General features: G+C 64.6%; 14 protein-coding genes. 10 read left to right on the top strand and 4 right to left on the bottom strand.

What is annotated here, in order from left to right:
- Window positions 1–99: 99 nt before the first annotated feature.
- The 8 genes from P9A16_RS00975 (at window position 100) to P9A16_RS00940 (ending at window position 8,847) form a co-directional block, all read left to right on the top strand.
- The gene (locus tag P9A16_RS00975) at window positions 100–1,350 is read left to right on the top strand and encodes an ABC transporter substrate-binding protein (RefSeq protein ID WP_024270916.1); all 1,251 of its coding nucleotides are present in this window, start codon (window positions 100–102) and stop codon (window positions 1,348–1,350) included.
- Between the two features lie 167 nt (window positions 1,351–1,517).
- The gene (locus P9A16_RS00970; RefSeq protein ID WP_024270917.1) at window positions 1,518–2,399 is read left to right on the top strand and encodes a carbohydrate ABC transporter permease; all 882 of its coding nucleotides are present in this window, start codon (window positions 1,518–1,520) and stop codon (window positions 2,397–2,399) included.
- Window positions 2,396–3,277 (top strand): carbohydrate ABC transporter permease, encoded by an 882-nt coding sequence (locus P9A16_RS00965; RefSeq protein ID WP_024270918.1) that lies wholly within the window; start codon window positions 2,396–2,398, stop codon window positions 3,275–3,277. Before P9A16_RS00970 ends, P9A16_RS00965 begins: the two co-directional genes overlap by 4 nt.
- Before the next feature lie 4 nt (window positions 3,278–3,281).
- Window positions 3,282–4,397 (top strand): ABC transporter ATP-binding protein, encoded by a 1,116-nt coding sequence (locus P9A16_RS00960; protein WP_023517141.1) that lies wholly within the window; start codon window positions 3,282–3,284, stop codon window positions 4,395–4,397.
- 9 nt (window positions 4,398–4,406) lie between these two features.
- Entirely contained in the window at window positions 4,407–5,915 is a 1,509-nt protein-coding gene (locus P9A16_RS00955; protein WP_023517142.1) for a GMC oxidoreductase, read from the top strand.
- Complete coding sequence (locus P9A16_RS00950) at window positions 5,912–6,691, top strand: 3-ketoacyl-ACP reductase (RefSeq protein ID WP_023517143.1); 780 nt, start codon at window positions 5,912–5,914, stop codon at window positions 6,689–6,691. Before P9A16_RS00955 ends, P9A16_RS00950 begins: the two co-directional genes overlap by 4 nt.
- 170 nt (window positions 6,692–6,861) lie before the next feature.
- A complete protein-coding gene (locus P9A16_RS00945; RefSeq protein ID WP_023514099.1) occupies window positions 6,862–8,517 on the top strand; it encodes a GMC family oxidoreductase in 1,656 nt (551 codons plus the stop codon).
- Between the two features lie 9 nt (window positions 8,518–8,526).
- Window positions 8,527–8,847 carry a Dabb family protein gene (locus tag P9A16_RS00940; protein WP_023514100.1) on the top strand — a complete coding sequence of 107 codons (321 nt, stop codon included), beginning with the start codon at window positions 8,527–8,529 and terminating at the stop codon, window positions 8,845–8,847.
- 138 nt (window positions 8,848–8,985) lie between these two features.
- On the opposite strand, the gene P9A16_RS00935 is transcribed toward P9A16_RS00940, so the two are convergent.
- The 4 genes from P9A16_RS00935 to osmF are packed head-to-tail and all read right to left on the bottom strand — an operon-like array spanning window position 8,986 to window position 12,785.
- Window positions 8,986–9,729, bottom strand: a complete 744-nt coding sequence (locus tag P9A16_RS00935) for an ABC transporter permease (RefSeq protein ID WP_023514101.1) — start codon at window positions 9,727–9,729, stop codon at window positions 8,986–8,988.
- Window positions 9,726–10,664 (bottom strand): ABC transporter ATP-binding protein, encoded by a 939-nt coding sequence (locus P9A16_RS00930; protein WP_023514102.1) that lies wholly within the window; start codon window positions 10,662–10,664, stop codon window positions 9,726–9,728. The genes P9A16_RS00935 and P9A16_RS00930 overlap by 4 nt, the downstream gene beginning before the upstream one ends.
- Entirely contained in the window at window positions 10,661–11,821 is a 1,161-nt protein-coding gene (locus tag P9A16_RS00925) for an ABC transporter permease (protein ID WP_023514103.1), read from the bottom strand. Before P9A16_RS00925 ends, P9A16_RS00930 begins: the two co-directional genes overlap by 4 nt.
- A gap of 52 nt (window positions 11,822–11,873) precedes the next feature.
- On the bottom strand, window positions 11,874–12,785 hold the full coding sequence (gene osmF, locus P9A16_RS00920; RefSeq protein WP_024271331.1) for a glycine betaine ABC transporter substrate-binding protein OsmF: 912 nt from the start codon (window positions 12,783–12,785) through the stop codon (window positions 11,874–11,876).
- Between the two features lie 323 nt (window positions 12,786–13,108).
- Between osmF and P9A16_RS00915 the strand changes: the two genes are divergently transcribed.
- Both P9A16_RS00915 and P9A16_RS00910 read left to right on the top strand, forming a co-directional pair.
- Window positions 13,109–13,576, top strand: a complete 468-nt coding sequence (locus tag P9A16_RS00915) for a hypothetical protein (protein WP_023513436.1) — start codon at window positions 13,109–13,111, stop codon at window positions 13,574–13,576.
- Complete coding sequence (locus P9A16_RS00910; protein WP_037408823.1) at window positions 13,573–14,949, top strand: FAD-containing oxidoreductase; 1,377 nt, start codon at window positions 13,573–13,575, stop codon at window positions 14,947–14,949. The genes P9A16_RS00915 and P9A16_RS00910 overlap by 4 nt, the downstream gene beginning before the upstream one ends.
- The last annotated feature ends 171 nt before the right edge of the window (window positions 14,950–15,120 follow it).

The following is a 15,120-nucleotide window of genomic DNA, read 5'->3' as shown; positions in this document are numbered from 1 at the left end:
ATTTACAACGTTTTAAATTGGAGCGGCGCTTTGAGCCGCAGATGAACTATCGGCGGGAGGAGGCTCTCGCCCTTCAAACTTGCAAACGGGAGGAATACGATGCGCAAGTTTCTGACAACCACCGCGATCGCCGCGGTGATGATGACGATGGGCGGCATGTCCGCCAAGGCCGCCGAAGGCGTGGAAGTCCTGCACTGGTGGACCTCGGGCGGTGAAGCCGCCGCGCTCGACGTCTTGAAGAAGGATCTCGAATCCAAGGGTATTTCCTGGACCGACATGCCGGTCGCCGGCGGCGGCGGCACGGAAGCCATGACGGTCCTGCGCGCCCGCGTCACGGCCGGCAACGCGCCGACCGCGGTGCAGATGCTCGGCTTCGACATTCTCGATTGGGCCAAGGAAGGCGCGCTCGGTAACCTGGACGAGATCGCCGCCAAGGAAGGCTGGGACAAGGTGATCCCGACCGCCCTGCAGCAGTTCTCCAAGTATGACGGCCACTGGATCGCTGCTCCCGTCAACGTGCACTCCACCAACTGGGTGTGGGTTAACAAGGCGGCGCTCGACAAGGCCGGCGGCAAGGAGCCGACGAACTGGGATGAACTCGTCTCCCTGCTCGACAAGTTCAAGGAACAGGGCATCACGCCGGTCGCCCATGGCGGCCAGCCGTGGCAGGACGCGACGATCTTCGACGCCGTCGTGCTCTCCTTCGGCAACGATTTCTACAAGAAGGCCTTCATCGACCTCGATCCGGAAACGCTGGGCGGCGCCCAGATGAAGGAAGCCTTCGACCGCATGACGAAGCTGCGCTCCTATGTGGACGACAACTTCTCAGGTCGTGACTGGAACCTCGCTTCGGCCATGGTCATCGAAGGCAAGGCCGGCGTGCAGTTCATGGGCGACTGGGCGAAGGGCGAATTCATCAAGGCCGGCAAGAAGCCGGGCACGGACTTCGTCTGCATGCGCTTCCCGGGCACCCAGGGTTCGGTCACCTTCAACTCCGACCAGTTCGCGATGTTCAAGGTCGCCGACGACAAGGTTCCGGCCCAGTTGACCATGGCCTCGGCCATCGAAAGCCCGGTCTTCCAGTCGGCCTTCAACGTGGTCAAGGGCTCTGCCCCGGCCCGCACGGACGTTTCCGACGAAGCCTTCGACGATTGCGGCAAGAAGGCGATCAAGGACCTTGCGGAAGCCAACACCAACGGCTCGCTGTTCGGCTCCATGGCGCACGGCCACGCCAACCCGGCCTCGGTCAAGAACGCCATCTACGACGTCGTGACCCGCCAGTTCAACGGCGAACTGTCATCGGAAGAAGCCGTCACGGAACTGAAGGCCGCCGTCGAGGCTGCGAAGTAAGGCAAGGGCGCTGCCCCTCACCCTAACCCTCTCCCCGCAAGCGGGGAGAGGGGACAGAGAGGGCACGGCAGAATCCCTTCTCCCCGCTCGCGGGCAGAAGGTGCCGGCAGGCGGATGAGGGGCAAGACCCCACCGCACCAACACGATTTTCAACGGTGGTATCGACCATGGATAGCCGAAGCCGGCTGCAGGAGCTTTTGCCGAAGCTCGTGCTAGCCCCCAGTTTCCTCATCGTGCTCGTCTTCGTCTACGGCTTCATCGCCTATACGGGCTTTTTGTCCCTGACGGACAGCAAGATGCTGCCCTCCTACAATTTCGTAGGGCTCAGCAACTATTCCAAACTCTGGGCGCTGCCGCACTGGTGGCGGGCGATCTCCAATCTGGCGATCTTCGCTTCACTCTACATCGTCATCTGCTCGGTGCTGGGCCTCGGCCTCGCCATCCTGCTCGACCAGAAGATCCGCGCCGAAGGCATTTTGCGGCCGATCTATCTTTACCCGATGGCGCTTTCCTTCATCGTCACGGGCACCGCCTGGAAGTGGTTCCTCGATCCCGGCATCGGGCTTGAGAACACCATGCACCTCTGGGGCTGGGAAAGCTTCGCCTTCAGCTGGATCAAGGACCGCAACTACGCGATCTACTGCGTGGTGATCGCCGCCGTCTGGCAATCCTCCGGCTTCGTCATGGCGATGTTCCTCGCCGGCCTTCGCGGCGTCGACAACGAGATCATCAAGGCGGCGCAGATCGACGGCGCCTCGACCTCGACCATCTACCGCCGCATCATCATTCCGCTGATGCGCCCGGTGTTCCTCTCCGCCTTCGTCGTGCTCGCCCACCTCGCCATCAAGGCATACGATCTTGTGGTGGCCTTGACGGGCGGCGGCCCCGGCCAGGCGACCGAACTGCCGGCGACCTTCATGTATTCCTACACCTTCACCCGCAACCAGATGGGCATCGGTGCGTCCTCGGCGATCATCATGCTGGTCATGATCTTCTCGATCATCATCCCCTACCTCTATTCCGAAATCCGCGGAGGCAAAGGCCGATGAGCGCTCAAAATCCCGACAACGTCATCTCGCACAACAAGCTGACGCGCGCCCTCATCTATTCCGCGCTCATCCTCTTTGCGGTCTACTACCTGCTGCCGCTCTACGTAATGCTGGTCAATTCGCTGAAGCCGCTGGAGGAAATCCGCCAGGGCGGCATGCTGAACCTGCCGCAGGCCTGGACCATCGAGCCCTGGCTGCAGGCCTGGTCGACCGCGCAGATCGGCGTGCAGCCGACCGGCCTTCGCCCCTTCTTCATCAACTCGATCCTGATGGTCGTGCCGGCCGTCGCCATCTCCACCGTCATCGGCGCGCTGAACGGCTATGTCTTGACCAAGTGGCAGTTCAAGGGCTCGAACGTCTTCTTCGGCCTGCTGCTGCTCTCCTGCTTCATCCCGTTCCAGATCGTGCTGATCCCGATGGCGCGCATTCTGGGCGCGCTCGGGCTTGCCGGCTCGCTCTGGGGGCTGATCCTCGTCCATGTCGTCTACGGCATCGGCTTCACGACGCTCTATTTCCGCAACTACTACGAAAACTTCCCGACCGAGCTGGTGCGCGCGGCGCAGATCGACGGCGCAAGCTTCTTCCAGATTTTTTATCGCATCCTGCTGCCGTCCTCCGGCCCGATCATTGTCGTCTCGGTCATCTGGCAGTTCACCAATATCTGGAACGACTTCCTGTTCGGTGCGTCCTTCTCGGGCGCTTCGACGACGCCGATGACCGTGGCGCTCAACAACCTCGTCCAGTCCTCGACGGGCGTGAAGGAATACAACGTACACTTTGCCGGCGCGATCCTCGCCGCGCTCCCCACCCTCATCGTCTACATCGTCTCCGGACGGTACTTCGTGCGCGGCCTGATGTCCGGCGCCGTGAAAGGATAACGCCATGTCTTTCTTGAAAATCAGCAGCCTGCGCAAATCCTACGGTTCGCTCGAAATCCTGAAGGATATCAACATCGAGATCGAACAGGGCGGCTTCCTCGTGCTCGTCGGCCCCTCCGGCTGCGGCAAGTCCACGCTGCTCAACACGATCGCCGGGCTCGAACCGATCACCTCGGGCGATATCGCCATCGACGGCCGCTCGGTCTCTGGCCTGCACCCGTCCAAGCGCGACATCGCCATGGTGTTCCAGTCCTACGCGCTCTACCCGAACATGACCGTTGCCGGGAACATCGCCTTCGGCATGGAAATCCGCGGCGTGCCGAAGGAAGAACGCGACAAGGCGATCAAGCAGGTCGCCGACATGCTGCAGATCGGCCATCTCCTGGAGCGCAAGCCCGGCCAGCTCTCCGGCGGCCAGCGCCAGCGCGTCGCCATGGGCCGCGCGCTGGTGCGCGACCCGAAACTCTTCCTGTTCGACGAGCCGCTGTCGAACCTCGACGCCAAGCTGCGCGTCGACATGCGCACGGAAATCAAGCGCCTGCACCAGCGCATGAAGACCACCATCGTCTATGTGACGCACGACCAGATCGAGGCGATGACGCTCGCCACCAAGATCGCCGTGCTGAAGGACGGCGTGCTCCAGCAATTCGGCTCGCCTGCGGAAATCTACAACAACCCGGCCAACACCTTCGTTGCCGATTTCATGGGATCGCCCGCCATGAACCTGCTCAAGGCCAAGGTCGAGACCAACGGTTCGGGCATGGCCGTCTCGCTCGCCCGCCATCAGGCGGAGCCGCTGGTGCTCTCCGTCCCCAACGCCCCCGGCAGCCTTTCGGCCTATAACGGCAAGGACGTGATCTTCGGCATCCGCCCGGAGGCGCTGACCGACCCGGATGGCGCGGACCGCAACGCCCGCACCGTCGCGGAAGGCGATTGCCTGATCGAGGTGGTGGAGCCCGCCGGTGCCGACACCTTCGCCGTCACCCATCTCGGCGGCAAGGAGATCGTCGCGCGCCTACGCGCCGACGTGCGCATCGCCGCCGGCCAGATGGCGCGCCTTGCCTTCAACCTCGACAAGGCCGTGTTCTTCGACCCCGCAAGCCAGCTTCGCATCGCCTGAGATTTTTCAATGACCACGCAGCCGGACATCGTCATCATCGGATCGGGCATCGGCGGCTCCACCATGGCCGCCGCACTTGCCCCGACGGGTGCTAGGATCGTCATCCTCGAAGCGGGCGATCACCTGCCCGACCGCCCGGAAAACCGCGACCAGCGCGCCATCTTCCAGCGCGGCCATTTCCGCCCGAAGGAGATGTGGTACGAGGCTGACGGCACCGCCTTCAACCCCGGCAACTACTACAATGTCGGCGGCAATTCGAAATTCTACGGTGCGGTGCTGGTGCGCTACCGCCGTGAGGATTTCGAGGAAATGCGCCACCGCGACGGCGTCTCCCCCGCCTGGCCCTTCCCCTATGAGACGCTGGAGCCGTGGTACTCGGCCGCGGAAAAACTCTACAATGTCCGCGGCACGCTCGGCGACGACCCGACCGAGCCGCACCATTCCGCGCCCTACCCCTTCCCGCCGGTGCCAGACGAGCCCGCCATCGCCAGAGTACGCGCGAAAATGAAGGCGAACGGCCTGCATCCCTATTCGCTGCCGCTCGGTGTCGATATCGACCGCTGGCTCGCCAAGGCGAAGACGCCTTGGGACGCGCATCCGAATGCAAACGACGGCAAGATGGATGCCGAGAGCACGGCGCTCGCTGAAGCGCTGAAACATAAAAATGTCGAACTGCGCACCAATTGCAGGGTGACGCGGCTCGCCACAGCCCCGCACGGCCGCACTATCGCGACCGTGCACTATCAGCGCGGCGGCGAGGCGGAGAGCGTTTCACCGAAACTGGTCATCCTCTCGGCCGGCGCGGTGCAATCCGCGGTGCTTCTGCTGCGCTCGGCCTCGGAAGCCTTCCCGAAGGGGCTCGCCAACAGCTCCGACCAGGTCGGCCGCAACTTCATGAACCACAATTCGAGCGCCGTGATCGGCCTCTCGCCGTTCTACAGGAACACCTCCGTCTACCAGAAGAGTTTCGGCTTCAACGACTACTATCTCTCGGACGGCAACGGCGGCCCGCCGCTCGGCAATGTGCAGCTTCTCGGCCGCGTCTCGGGAAAGATCCTGAAGGCCAACATGCCCTCCGTGCCGGAATGGCTGCTGGAACAGGTGGCGGCCCGCGCCATCGATTTCTACGCCATGAGCGAGGACCTGCCACATCCCGAAAGCCGCATCCTGGTCGATCACGACCGGATCGTCATGAAATGGACGCGCACCAACTGGCAGGCTCATCTCGATCTCGTGACCAAGCTGAAAACCGCCCTGAAGAAGGCCGGTTTCCCGATCGTGCTTGCCCGCGCCTTCGACAAGCGCACGCCCTCGCACCAATGCGGCACCGTGCGCATCGGCAACGACCCGGCGACCGCGCCGCTCGACATCTGGTGCCGCGCCCATGACCACCCGAACCTCTTCGTGGTCGACGCCTCCTACCTGCCGACATCCGCCGCGGTGAACCCGGCCCTGTCCGTCGCCGCCCAGGCGCTGCGCGTCGCCGATCACATCCAATCGAGGGATCTTGCCGCATGACGACCTCAGCACGTCCCGTCGCCATCGTCACCGGCGGCCGCCGCGGCATCGGCCTCGGCATCGCCAGGGCGCTTGCGGCCGACGGTTTCGACATCGCCATAACAGGCATCGGGGATAGCGATGCCGCGACCGACGCCATGCTCGCCGATTTTTCCACCTTCGGCGCAAAGGCCGTTTATCTCAAGGCAGACCTTGCCGATCTCTCAGGCCACGCGGCCACAGTCTCGGCCATAGAAGATCAACTCGGCGCCATCGGCTGCCTTGTCAACAATGCCGGCATCGCCTCGGTCGTGCGCGGCGATTTCCTCGACCTCGCCCCCGAACATTTCGACACGATCGTCGCCACCAACCTGCGCGGCACCGTGTTCTTCACCCAGGCCGTGCTGAAGGCGATGCTGTACTCCAAACAGGCCGCCGGCCCGCGCGCGATCATCAACATCACCTCCGTCTCCGCCGACCTCACCTCGCCCGAACGGCTCGACTATTGCATGACCAAGGCGGGTCTTGCCGCCTTCAGCCAGGGGCTGGCGCTGCGGCTGGCGGAAACCGGCATTTCCGTCTTCGAGATCCGCCCCGGCATCATCCGCTCCGACATGACGGCCGGCGTTTCGGCGAAATACGACACCCTTATCGCGGGCGGCCTCGTGCCTATGAAGCGCTGGGGCGAGCCCGAAGACATCGGCGCCGTCGCCACAGCGCTGGCGACCGGAAAATTCGCCTTCGCCACCGGCTCGGTGATCAATCTCGACGGCGGGCTGTCGATCGGCCGGCTGTGAACGTCACCCCCCGGGGTTGCCCCTCACCCCGCCCTCTCCCCGCAAGCGGGGCGAGGGAGACGAGAGGGCACGGCAAATCCCTTCGCCCCGCTTGCGGGGAGAAGGTGCCGGCAGGCGGATGAGGGACAACTCCACCCGTAGCGGCACCGAACCATTCTGAGGACCAAGGTATGACCTACGATTACATCATCACCGGCGCGGGACCGGCCGGCTGCGTGCTGGCGAACCGGCTTTCGGAAGACCCGGGCGTGCGCGTGCTGCTGCTGGAGGCCGGCGGCGGCGACTGGAACCCGCTGTTCCACATGCCCGCCGGCTTCGCCAAGATGACCAAGGGCGTCGCAAGCTGGGGCTGGGAGACCGTGCCGCAGAAACACATGAAGGGCCGCGTGCTGCGCTACACGCAGGCGAAGGTCATCGGCGGCGGCTCCTCCATCAACGCCCAGCTCTATACCCGCGGCAATGCGGCCGATTACGACCTCTGGGCAAGCGAGGACGGCTGCGAGGGCTGGAGCTACCGGGAAATCCTGCCCTACTTCAAGCGCGCCGAGGACAACCAGCGTTTTGCCGACGACTACCATTCCTATGGCGGCCCGCTCGGCGTCTCCATGCCGGTCTCGGCGCTGCCGATCTGCGACGCCTATATCCGCGCCGGCCAGGAACTCGGCATTCCCTACAACCACGATTTCAACGGCCGCCAGCAGGCCGGCGTCGGCTTCTACCAGTTGACGCAAAGAAACCGCCGCCGCTCCTCCGCCTCGCTCTCCTACCTTTCCCCGATCAAGGATCGCAAGAACCTCACCATCCGCACCGGCGCCCGCGTCGCCCGCATCGTGCTGGAAGGGTCCCGTGCCGTCGGCGTCGAGGTGGTGACGGCAAGCGGTGTCGAGACGATCCGGGCGGAGCGCGAGGTGCTGGTCTCCTCCGGCGCCATCGGCTCGCCAAAGCTGCTCCAGCAATCCGGCATCGGCCCAGCGGATCACCTGAAATCCGTCGGCGTTGCGGTCAAGCACGACCTGCCGGGCGTCGGTTCGAACCTGCAGGACCATCTCGACCTCTTCGTCATCTCCGAATGCACCGGAGACCACACCTATGACGGCGTCGCGAAGCTGCACCGCACGCTCTGGGCCGGCCTGCAATATGTGCTCTTCCGCTCCGGCCCCGTCGCCTCCTCGCTCTTCGAGACGGGCGGTTTCTGGTATGCCGATCCCGATGCGCGCTCACCGGACATCCAGTTCCATCTTGGCCTCGGCTCCGGCATCGAGGCAGGCGTCGAAAAGCTGAAGAATGCCGGCGTGACGCTGAATTCAGCCTATCTGCACCCCCGCTCCAAGGGCACGGTGCGTCTTGCCGTCGCCGATCCCTCGGCCGCGCCGCTGATCGACCCGAACTACTGGGACGACCCGCACGACCGGAAAATGTCGATCGAGGGGCTGAAGATCGCCCGCGAGATCATGCAGCAGGCCGCGCTGAAACCCTATGTGATGGCCGAGCGCCTGCCGGGGCCGAAGGTCATGACCGACGAAGACCTCTTCAACTACGGCTGCGCCAATGCCAAGACGGACCACCACCCCGTCGGCACCTGCAAGATGGGCACGGGCGCGGATGCCGTCGTCGGGCTCGATTTGAAGGTGCATGGTCTTGAAGGCCTGCGCATCTGCGACAGTTCCGTCATGCCGCGCGTTCCCTCCTGCAACACCAATGCGCCGACAATCATGGTGGGGGAGAAGGGCGCCGACATCATCCGTGGCCTGCCGGCACTGCCGGCCCAGGTTTTTCAATATGAACGCAACGACGCGCGCCCGCGTGCCCGCGCCAACATCCGATAGGGGGCAGCCATGATCCGCCACTGCGTTTTCATCCACTTCAAGCCGACGATATCAGCCGCCTACAAGGCCGAACTCTTCAACGAGATCGACGCCCTGAAGGACCGCCTGCCCGGCATGCTCGCCGTGCATATCGGCACGAATGTCAGCCCGGAAGAGGGCATGGACAAGGGCTTTGCCGACGGTTTCATCGTCGATTTCGCCGACAGTTTTTCCCGCGACGCCTATCTGGAAGACACGGAGCACAAGGAGACCGGCGCCCGCCTCGTCGCGGCGGCGGAAGGCGGCATCAAGGGTATCCTCGTCTACGATCTCGAAACCGGCGATCGCTAGGGCGTTTCTGCCCGCCTGTGCCGCGTTCTGCGATGGATGTGAGAAATCCGTGAGCTGAATCGCGGGGAGCCAGCTTAAGTGATGGCGCCGCACCGCACGATCCTGTCGGCGCGTCCTCCTACCTTTACCGGCCTTGCGTCAGGCGCGCCCCGCCCGGCGCGACAGCACGCGTTCGATGGCCGAAAAGGCATCGTAGATCAGCACCGCCAGCACGGCGACGACGAGACCACCCTGCAGCACGAAGGCAAGGTTGTTGGATTGCAGCCCAGCGATAATGACCTCGCCGAGCGTCTTCGCCGCGACCGTGGAGCCGATGGTCGCGGTGGCGAGGCTGATGACGACGGAAAGGCGGATGCCAGCGAGGATGACCGGCAGTGCCAGCGGTAGCTCAACCCGGGTGAGACGTTGCCAGGCGGTCATACCCGTACCGCGCGCCGCCTCCATGATGGCGGGTGGCAGGGTCGAAAGGCCGGTCATGGCATTTTCGAAGATCGGCAACAGGCCGTAAAGAAAGAGCGCGATCAGCGTCGGTTTTTCCCCAAAGCCAACGGCAGGCACGGCGAGCGCCAGCACGGCGACGGGCGGGAAGGTCTGGCCGATATTCACGAGGCTGCGCGACAGGGGCAGGAATTCCGCGCCGATCGGCCTTGTGACGAGGATGGCAAGCCCAACGGCAACGACGGTCGCGGCAAGCGTCGCGATGAAGACCGTGGCGAGGTGCGACAGCGTCAGCGACAGCAGGCTGCCCTGATTGTAGATGGCCGGCGCATTGGTCTGCACCAGCGGCTTCAGCAACGGATCGAAAAGCAGCGGATGCACGAGAAAGGCGATGAGAACGACAAGCGCCGCCAGCCGCAGGAGATTGGGAAGATACCCCTTCATTGCGGCCTCGCCGCACGGCGGGCAAGGCCGGCAAGTGTGACGCGGCCAAGCCGGACACCATCAGCGCCAACGACCGGCAGGGCCGGTCGACCGGACCAGAGCAGGGCAGACAGCGCGTCGCGCTGGCTGGCTGCAGCGGAAATCGGCTCGCCCTCCGCCTCGCCGGCCTCGGCCGCGTCTGCGACAGCCCCGATCGACAGGAGCCGGAATGGCCGCTCGTCGGCGCCGATCAACGTCTCGACAAATTCCGTCGCCGGGTTCACCAGCATCTCCTCCGGCGCCGCATATTGCGCGATCCTGCCCTTGTCCATGACGGCAATGCGGTCGGCGAGATGGAAGGCTTCCTCCATATCGTGGGTGACAAGCACGATGGTCGTGCCGAAATGCTTCTGGATCGCCAAGAGATCATCCTGCGCCTTGGCCCGGATAACGGGGTCGAGCGCGCCAAACGGCTCGTCCATCAGGAGGATGTTCGGCTCGGCGGCGAGCGCCCGGGCGACGCCGACGCGCTGCTGCTGGCCGCCGGACAGTTCATGCGGATAACGCGGGCCGAAGGCGGCGGGATCGAGCTGGAACAGCGACAGCAGTTCCTTCACCTTCGCCGCGATGCGCGGTTTCTCCCAGCCGAGCAGGGTCGGCACCGTGGCGATGTTCTCCGCAACGGTGCGGTGCGGGAAGAGGCCGTGCCCCTGGATGGCATAGCCGATGCGGCGGCGCAACTCGTGGCCGGGAATGGAGCGGTTGTCGGCGCCGTCGATCAGGATCGTGCCGGAGGTCGGCTCGACGAGACGGTTGATCATGCGCATCAGCGTCGTCTTGCCGGAACCGGATGTGCCGACGATGACGGTGATCGTATGCGGCGCTATCGTCATGGAAACATTGTCGACGACCGCGGTTTCGCCATAGCGCTTGGTGATGCTGTCGATCTCGATCATGCGGTCCTGCCGAATTGTCTGCTGGAAAGTTCCGTTGCGGCGTCGAGGACGATCGCCGCGGCGAAGGCGAGGGCCACGGTCGGCACCGCGCCGAGCAGCACGAGATCCATCGCCGTCTGGCCGATCCCCTGGAAGACGAAGACGCCGAAGCCGCCCCCGCCGATGAGCGCCGCGATGGTCGCAAGACCGATATTCTGCACCAGAACGATGCGGATGCCGGTCAGGATGACCGGGAAGGCGAGCGGCAGCTCGATGCGGAAGAGGCGCTGGCCGTCCGTCATACCGATGCCGCGGGCGGCATCGTTCGCGTCACGCGGCACGCCGGCAAGCCCGACCACCGTGTTGGCAACGACCGGCAGCAGTGAATAAAGGAAGAGCGCGATGAAGGCCGGCGCGGCCCCGATGCCGCGAATGCCGAGCGCCGCTGCCCCCGGCACATGAAGGGCGACCCAACCCAGCGGCGCGATCAGAAGACCGAAAAGCGCGATCGAGGGAATCGTCTGGATGATGTTGAGCACGTTGAGAACGCCGGCGCGCAACGCCTCCACCCGGTGGCAGAGAATGCCGAGCGGCAGACCGACGAGCGTTGCCGCGACGAGCGAGCCGAGCGCCAGGACAACATGGCGGCCCGCCTCCAGCCAGAAGCTGTCGGCCCGGCTGCCATATTCCTTGAGGATCGACAGCCCGTCCCATACGCCTGAAATCAGAAGTCCCGCGGCAGCCGCGGCGACGGCGGCAAGCAGCGCCACCCGGGCGAGCGGCGACAGCCGGAGCCGGGCCAGCGCATCGGCCGTCAAAAGCGCAAAGGCAAAGCTCAGCAGCCAGAAGCCGGAGGCCGGCGAGACGCGGGCATAGGTGTTTTCCGGCGGCGTGAGATGACCGGCGGAAAGGCCGACGAGGATGGCGAGCACCAGCAGGGCGGCAAGTCCCAGCAGCAGCCGGAAGACCGTCGGCGTCTTCAGCGCGACGACAACGATCGCACTGGCGACAAAACCGAGCGGCGTCACACCGAGTGCCTCGGGAAGGGCCTCCAGAATGCCCTTTGCCTCGCCGGGCACGATGCGGTTGGCCCGGAAACTGGCGAAGGGCGCCAGAAAGGCGCCATAGGCCAGCAATGCGGCGATCACCACGCCGAGCTTGTCGATCCGGAACGTCATGAACACCTTTCGAGGGAGGTCCTCCGCTTTGAGAGCGGAGGACAAACGCGCCTTACTTGATGAAGCCGTTCTTCTTCAGGAAGTCCTCGGCAACGGCCTTGGCCGGCTCACCGCCAACCTGGACGCGGCCATTGAGATCCTGCAGCGTGACGAGATCAAGCTTTTCGAAGACGGGCTTCAGGATTTCCTCGATCTGCGGATTGGCCTTCAGCACCGCCTCGCGGATGATCGGCGCCGGCTGGTAGACCGGCTGCACGCCCTTGTCGTCCGCAAGAACCACAAGGCCCGACGGCGCGATACCGCCGTCCGTGCCATAGACCATGGCGGCATTTGCACCGTTCGTCTGGTTGGCAGCGGCCGCGATCGTCGCGGCCGTATCGCCGCCGGAAAGCGTGATGAGCTGCTCGGGCTTCAGGGTGAAGCTGTAGGTCGTCTGGAAAGCCGGCAGGGCCGCGGCCGAGTTAACGAATTCGGAGGAAGCCGCAAGCACCACCTCACCGCCGCCAGCGACATATTTGCCGAAATCGCTCAGCGTCACCAGTTTGTTCGGCTCGGCGACATCCTTGCGCAGGGCAATCGCCCAGGTGTTGTTGGCCGGGGACGGCGTCAGCCAGACGATCTTGTTGGCATCGAAATCAAGCGTCTTGGCCAGCTCATAGGCCTTGGCCGCATCCTTCCAGGCCGGATCCTCGGCCTTTTCGAAGAAGAAGGCGGCGTTGCCGGTATATTCCGGATAGATGTCGATCTCGCCCGCGATGATCGCCTGGCGCACGACCGGTGTCGCGCCGAGCTGCACACGGTCCGTCGTCTCAATGCCGTTGGCATTCAGCACCGAGAGGATGATGTTGCCAAGCACGCCGCCTTCGGTGTCGATCTTCGAGGAGACGACGACCTGGGCCTGAGCAGCGCCGGTTGCAAGCCCGAGGGCCAGAGCTGCTCCGAGGAATTTGACGACTGGACGCATGAGATAACCCTTTCGTTCTGTGCGGGAAGCCATGGCGGCATTTTCACCACGTTTGGGAAAGCCAGTCCCGGCAAAGCATTTCATATATGGCAGACAATCGCGAAAAATAGACTGCGCAACACCGGCGGGACATGCCGTTTGTTGCCGCGCTCAAAGCGCTTTCAAGATTGCGCGAAGCGACAGCCTTTTGCAACAGAAACGCATTGCAATTCCCGGTCGCATCCGACACTCTCCCCTTGGCCCGCCTCATTTTCCGATACTGCATTTCACCCTTGCCGGGAAACCATCCCGGGCCGATGTCCGGCGCAGATATGTGAGGGACAATGAGCATTTACATTCTTGCATTGCTGATCGGTATCGTGGCGGGGCTGCGTGCAATGACGGCGCCGGCCGCCGTCAGCATCGGGGCCGCGCTCGGCTGGCTTCCCGTCTCCGGCACCTGGGCCGGTTTTCTGGCCTATCGTTTCACGCCCTACATTTTCGGCGCCCTCGCCGTCGTCGAATTCGTCACCGACCAGTTGCCGGGCACACCGAGCCGCAAGGTGCCGCAGCAGTTCGGCGCGCGCATCGTCAGTGGCGGCTTCTGCGGCGCAGCCCTTGGCACCGTTGGCGGATCGATGATCGGCGGCCTCGCCGCCGGCATACTTGGTGCGATCATCGGTACGCTCGGCGGCTATGAAGCCCGCAAGCGTCTCGTCGCAGCCACCGGCGGCAAGGACCTTCCCATCGCGCTGCTGGAAGACGCCGTCGCCGTGCTGCTCGGCCTCTTTGTCGTCTCATCGGTCGCCTGATGCGCACGTTCGACGCCATCATCATCGGCGCCGGGCAAGCCGGTCCGTCGCTCGCCGGCCGGCTGACGGCCGCTGGCAAGAAGGTCGCGCTCATCGAGCGCAAGCTGGTGGGCGGCACCTGCGTCAACACCGGCTGCATGCCGACCAAGGCCATGGTCGCCAGCGCCTATGCCGCCCACCTCGCCCGCCGCGGCGCCGATTACGGCGTGGTGACGGGCAAGGTCTCCATCGATTTCGCCCGGGTGATGGCCCGCAAGGACAAGGTGCGCTTCGACGCCCGCAAGGGCAACGAGGACTGGCTGGCGGGCATGCAGGGCCTCACCTTCGTCCGCGGCCACGCGCGTTTCGAAAGCCCGACGGAGATTCGCGTCGGCGAGGAGTTACTGTCCGCCGGACAGATCTTCCTCAATGTCGGCGGACGGGCTGTCGTGCCCGACTTCCCCGGTATCCGGGACGTGCCCTATCTCGACAATGTCTCGATGATGGAGCTCGGCGAGGTGCCGAAACACCTCATCGTCGTCGGCGGCAGCTATATCGGGCTGGAATTCGCCCAGATGTTCCGCCGCTTCGGTTCGGACGTGACGGTCATCGAGAAGGGGCCGCGGCTGATCGCCCGGGAGGACGAGGATATCAGCGCCGCCGTGCGCGACATCCTCGAACGTGAGGGCATCGCCATCCGCACGGGGGCGGAGTGCATCCGCTTCTTCAAAACCGGCGACAGCGTCGGGGCCGGCGTCGATTGTACGGCAGGCACCCCCGAGATCCTGGGCTCCCATATCCTCCTCGCCACCGGCAGGCGGCCGAACACGGACGACCTCGGCCTCGACAAGGCGGGCGTGGCGGCGGACAAACGCGGCTACATCGCCGTCGACGAGCGATTGGAAACCAGTGCGCCCGGCATCTTCGCGATGGGCGACTGCAACGGCCGCGGCGCCTTCACCCACACCGCCTACAACGACTTCGAGATCGTCGCGGCAAACCTCCTCGACAACGAACCGCGCAAGGTGAGCGACCGCATCCAGACCTATGCGCTCTACATCGACCCGCCGCTCGGCCGCGCCGGCATGAATGAGACGGAAGCACGCAAGACCGGCCGCAAGCTGCTGATCGGCACGCGGCCGATGACCCGCGTCGGCCGCGCCAAGGAAAAAGGCGAGACCCTCGGCTTCATGAAGGTGATCGCCGATGCCGAAACGAAGGAAATCCTCGGTGCCTCCATCCTCGGCACCGGCGGCGACGAAGCGGTGCAGAGTATTCTCGACGTGATGTATGCCGGCAAGCCCTATACAGCCATCACCCATGCCGTGCACATCCATCCGACCGTCTCGGAGCTGATCCCGACGGTTTTCGGGGACATGCGACCGGTGGAGTGAAAGAGGCGGAGAGCGCCCCTCATCCCGCTGCCGCGACCTTATCCCCGCAAGCGGGGCAGGAGGTAGCGGTTTCCCTCCCAGACAACGCCGCTGTGGCGGGAAACCGGCGCGGCATTCCCCTTCGCCCCGCTTGCGGGGAGAAGGTGCCGGCAGGCGGATGAGGGGCATCGC

Origin of the sequence: Shinella sp. 838, assembly GCF_029623935.1 — a bacterium.
In the GTDB taxonomy this organism is placed as follows: Bacteria; Pseudomonadota; Alphaproteobacteria; order Rhizobiales; family Rhizobiaceae; genus Shinella.
Note: the sequence above shows the minus strand (reverse complement) of the source record. Positions and strands in the feature narration are given on the sequence as shown.

What these genes read in the sequence shown, in the direction of transcription:
- P9A16_RS00935 (WP_023514101.1), bottom strand. Translation starts at nt 9,729, where the DNA reads ATGAAGGGGTATCTTCCCAATCTCCTGCGGCTGGCGGCGCTTGTCGTT.
- P9A16_RS00960 (WP_023517141.1), top strand. Translation starts at nt 3,282, where the DNA reads ATGTCTTTCTTGAAAATCAGCAGCCTGCGCAAATCCTACGGTTCGCTC.
- P9A16_RS00925 (WP_023514103.1), bottom strand. Translation starts at nt 11,821, where the DNA reads ATGACGTTCCGGATCGACAAGCTCGGCGTGGTGATCGCCGCATTGCTG.
- P9A16_RS00975 (WP_024270916.1), top strand. Translation starts at nt 100, where the DNA reads ATGCGCAAGTTTCTGACAACCACCGCGATCGCCGCGGTGATGATGACG.
- P9A16_RS00970 (WP_024270917.1), top strand. Translation starts at nt 1,518, where the DNA reads ATGGATAGCCGAAGCCGGCTGCAGGAGCTTTTGCCGAAGCTCGTGCTA.
- P9A16_RS00945 (WP_023514099.1), top strand. Translation starts at nt 6,862, where the DNA reads ATGACCTACGATTACATCATCACCGGCGCGGGACCGGCCGGCTGCGTG.
- P9A16_RS00950 (WP_023517143.1), top strand. Translation starts at nt 5,912, where the DNA reads ATGACGACCTCAGCACGTCCCGTCGCCATCGTCACCGGCGGCCGCCGC.
- osmF (WP_024271331.1), bottom strand. Translation starts at nt 12,785, where the DNA reads ATGCGTCCAGTCGTCAAATTCCTCGGAGCAGCTCTGGCCCTCGGGCTT.
- P9A16_RS00915 (WP_023513436.1), top strand. Translation starts at nt 13,109, where the DNA reads ATGAGCATTTACATTCTTGCATTGCTGATCGGTATCGTGGCGGGGCTG.
- P9A16_RS00930 (WP_023514102.1), bottom strand. Translation starts at nt 10,664, where the DNA reads ATGATCGAGATCGACAGCATCACCAAGCGCTATGGCGAAACCGCGGTC.
- P9A16_RS00955 (WP_023517142.1), top strand. Translation starts at nt 4,407, where the DNA reads ATGACCACGCAGCCGGACATCGTCATCATCGGATCGGGCATCGGCGGC.
- P9A16_RS00940 (WP_023514100.1), top strand. Translation starts at nt 8,527, where the DNA reads ATGATCCGCCACTGCGTTTTCATCCACTTCAAGCCGACGATATCAGCC.
- P9A16_RS00965 (WP_024270918.1), top strand. Translation starts at nt 2,396, where the DNA reads ATGAGCGCTCAAAATCCCGACAACGTCATCTCGCACAACAAGCTGACG.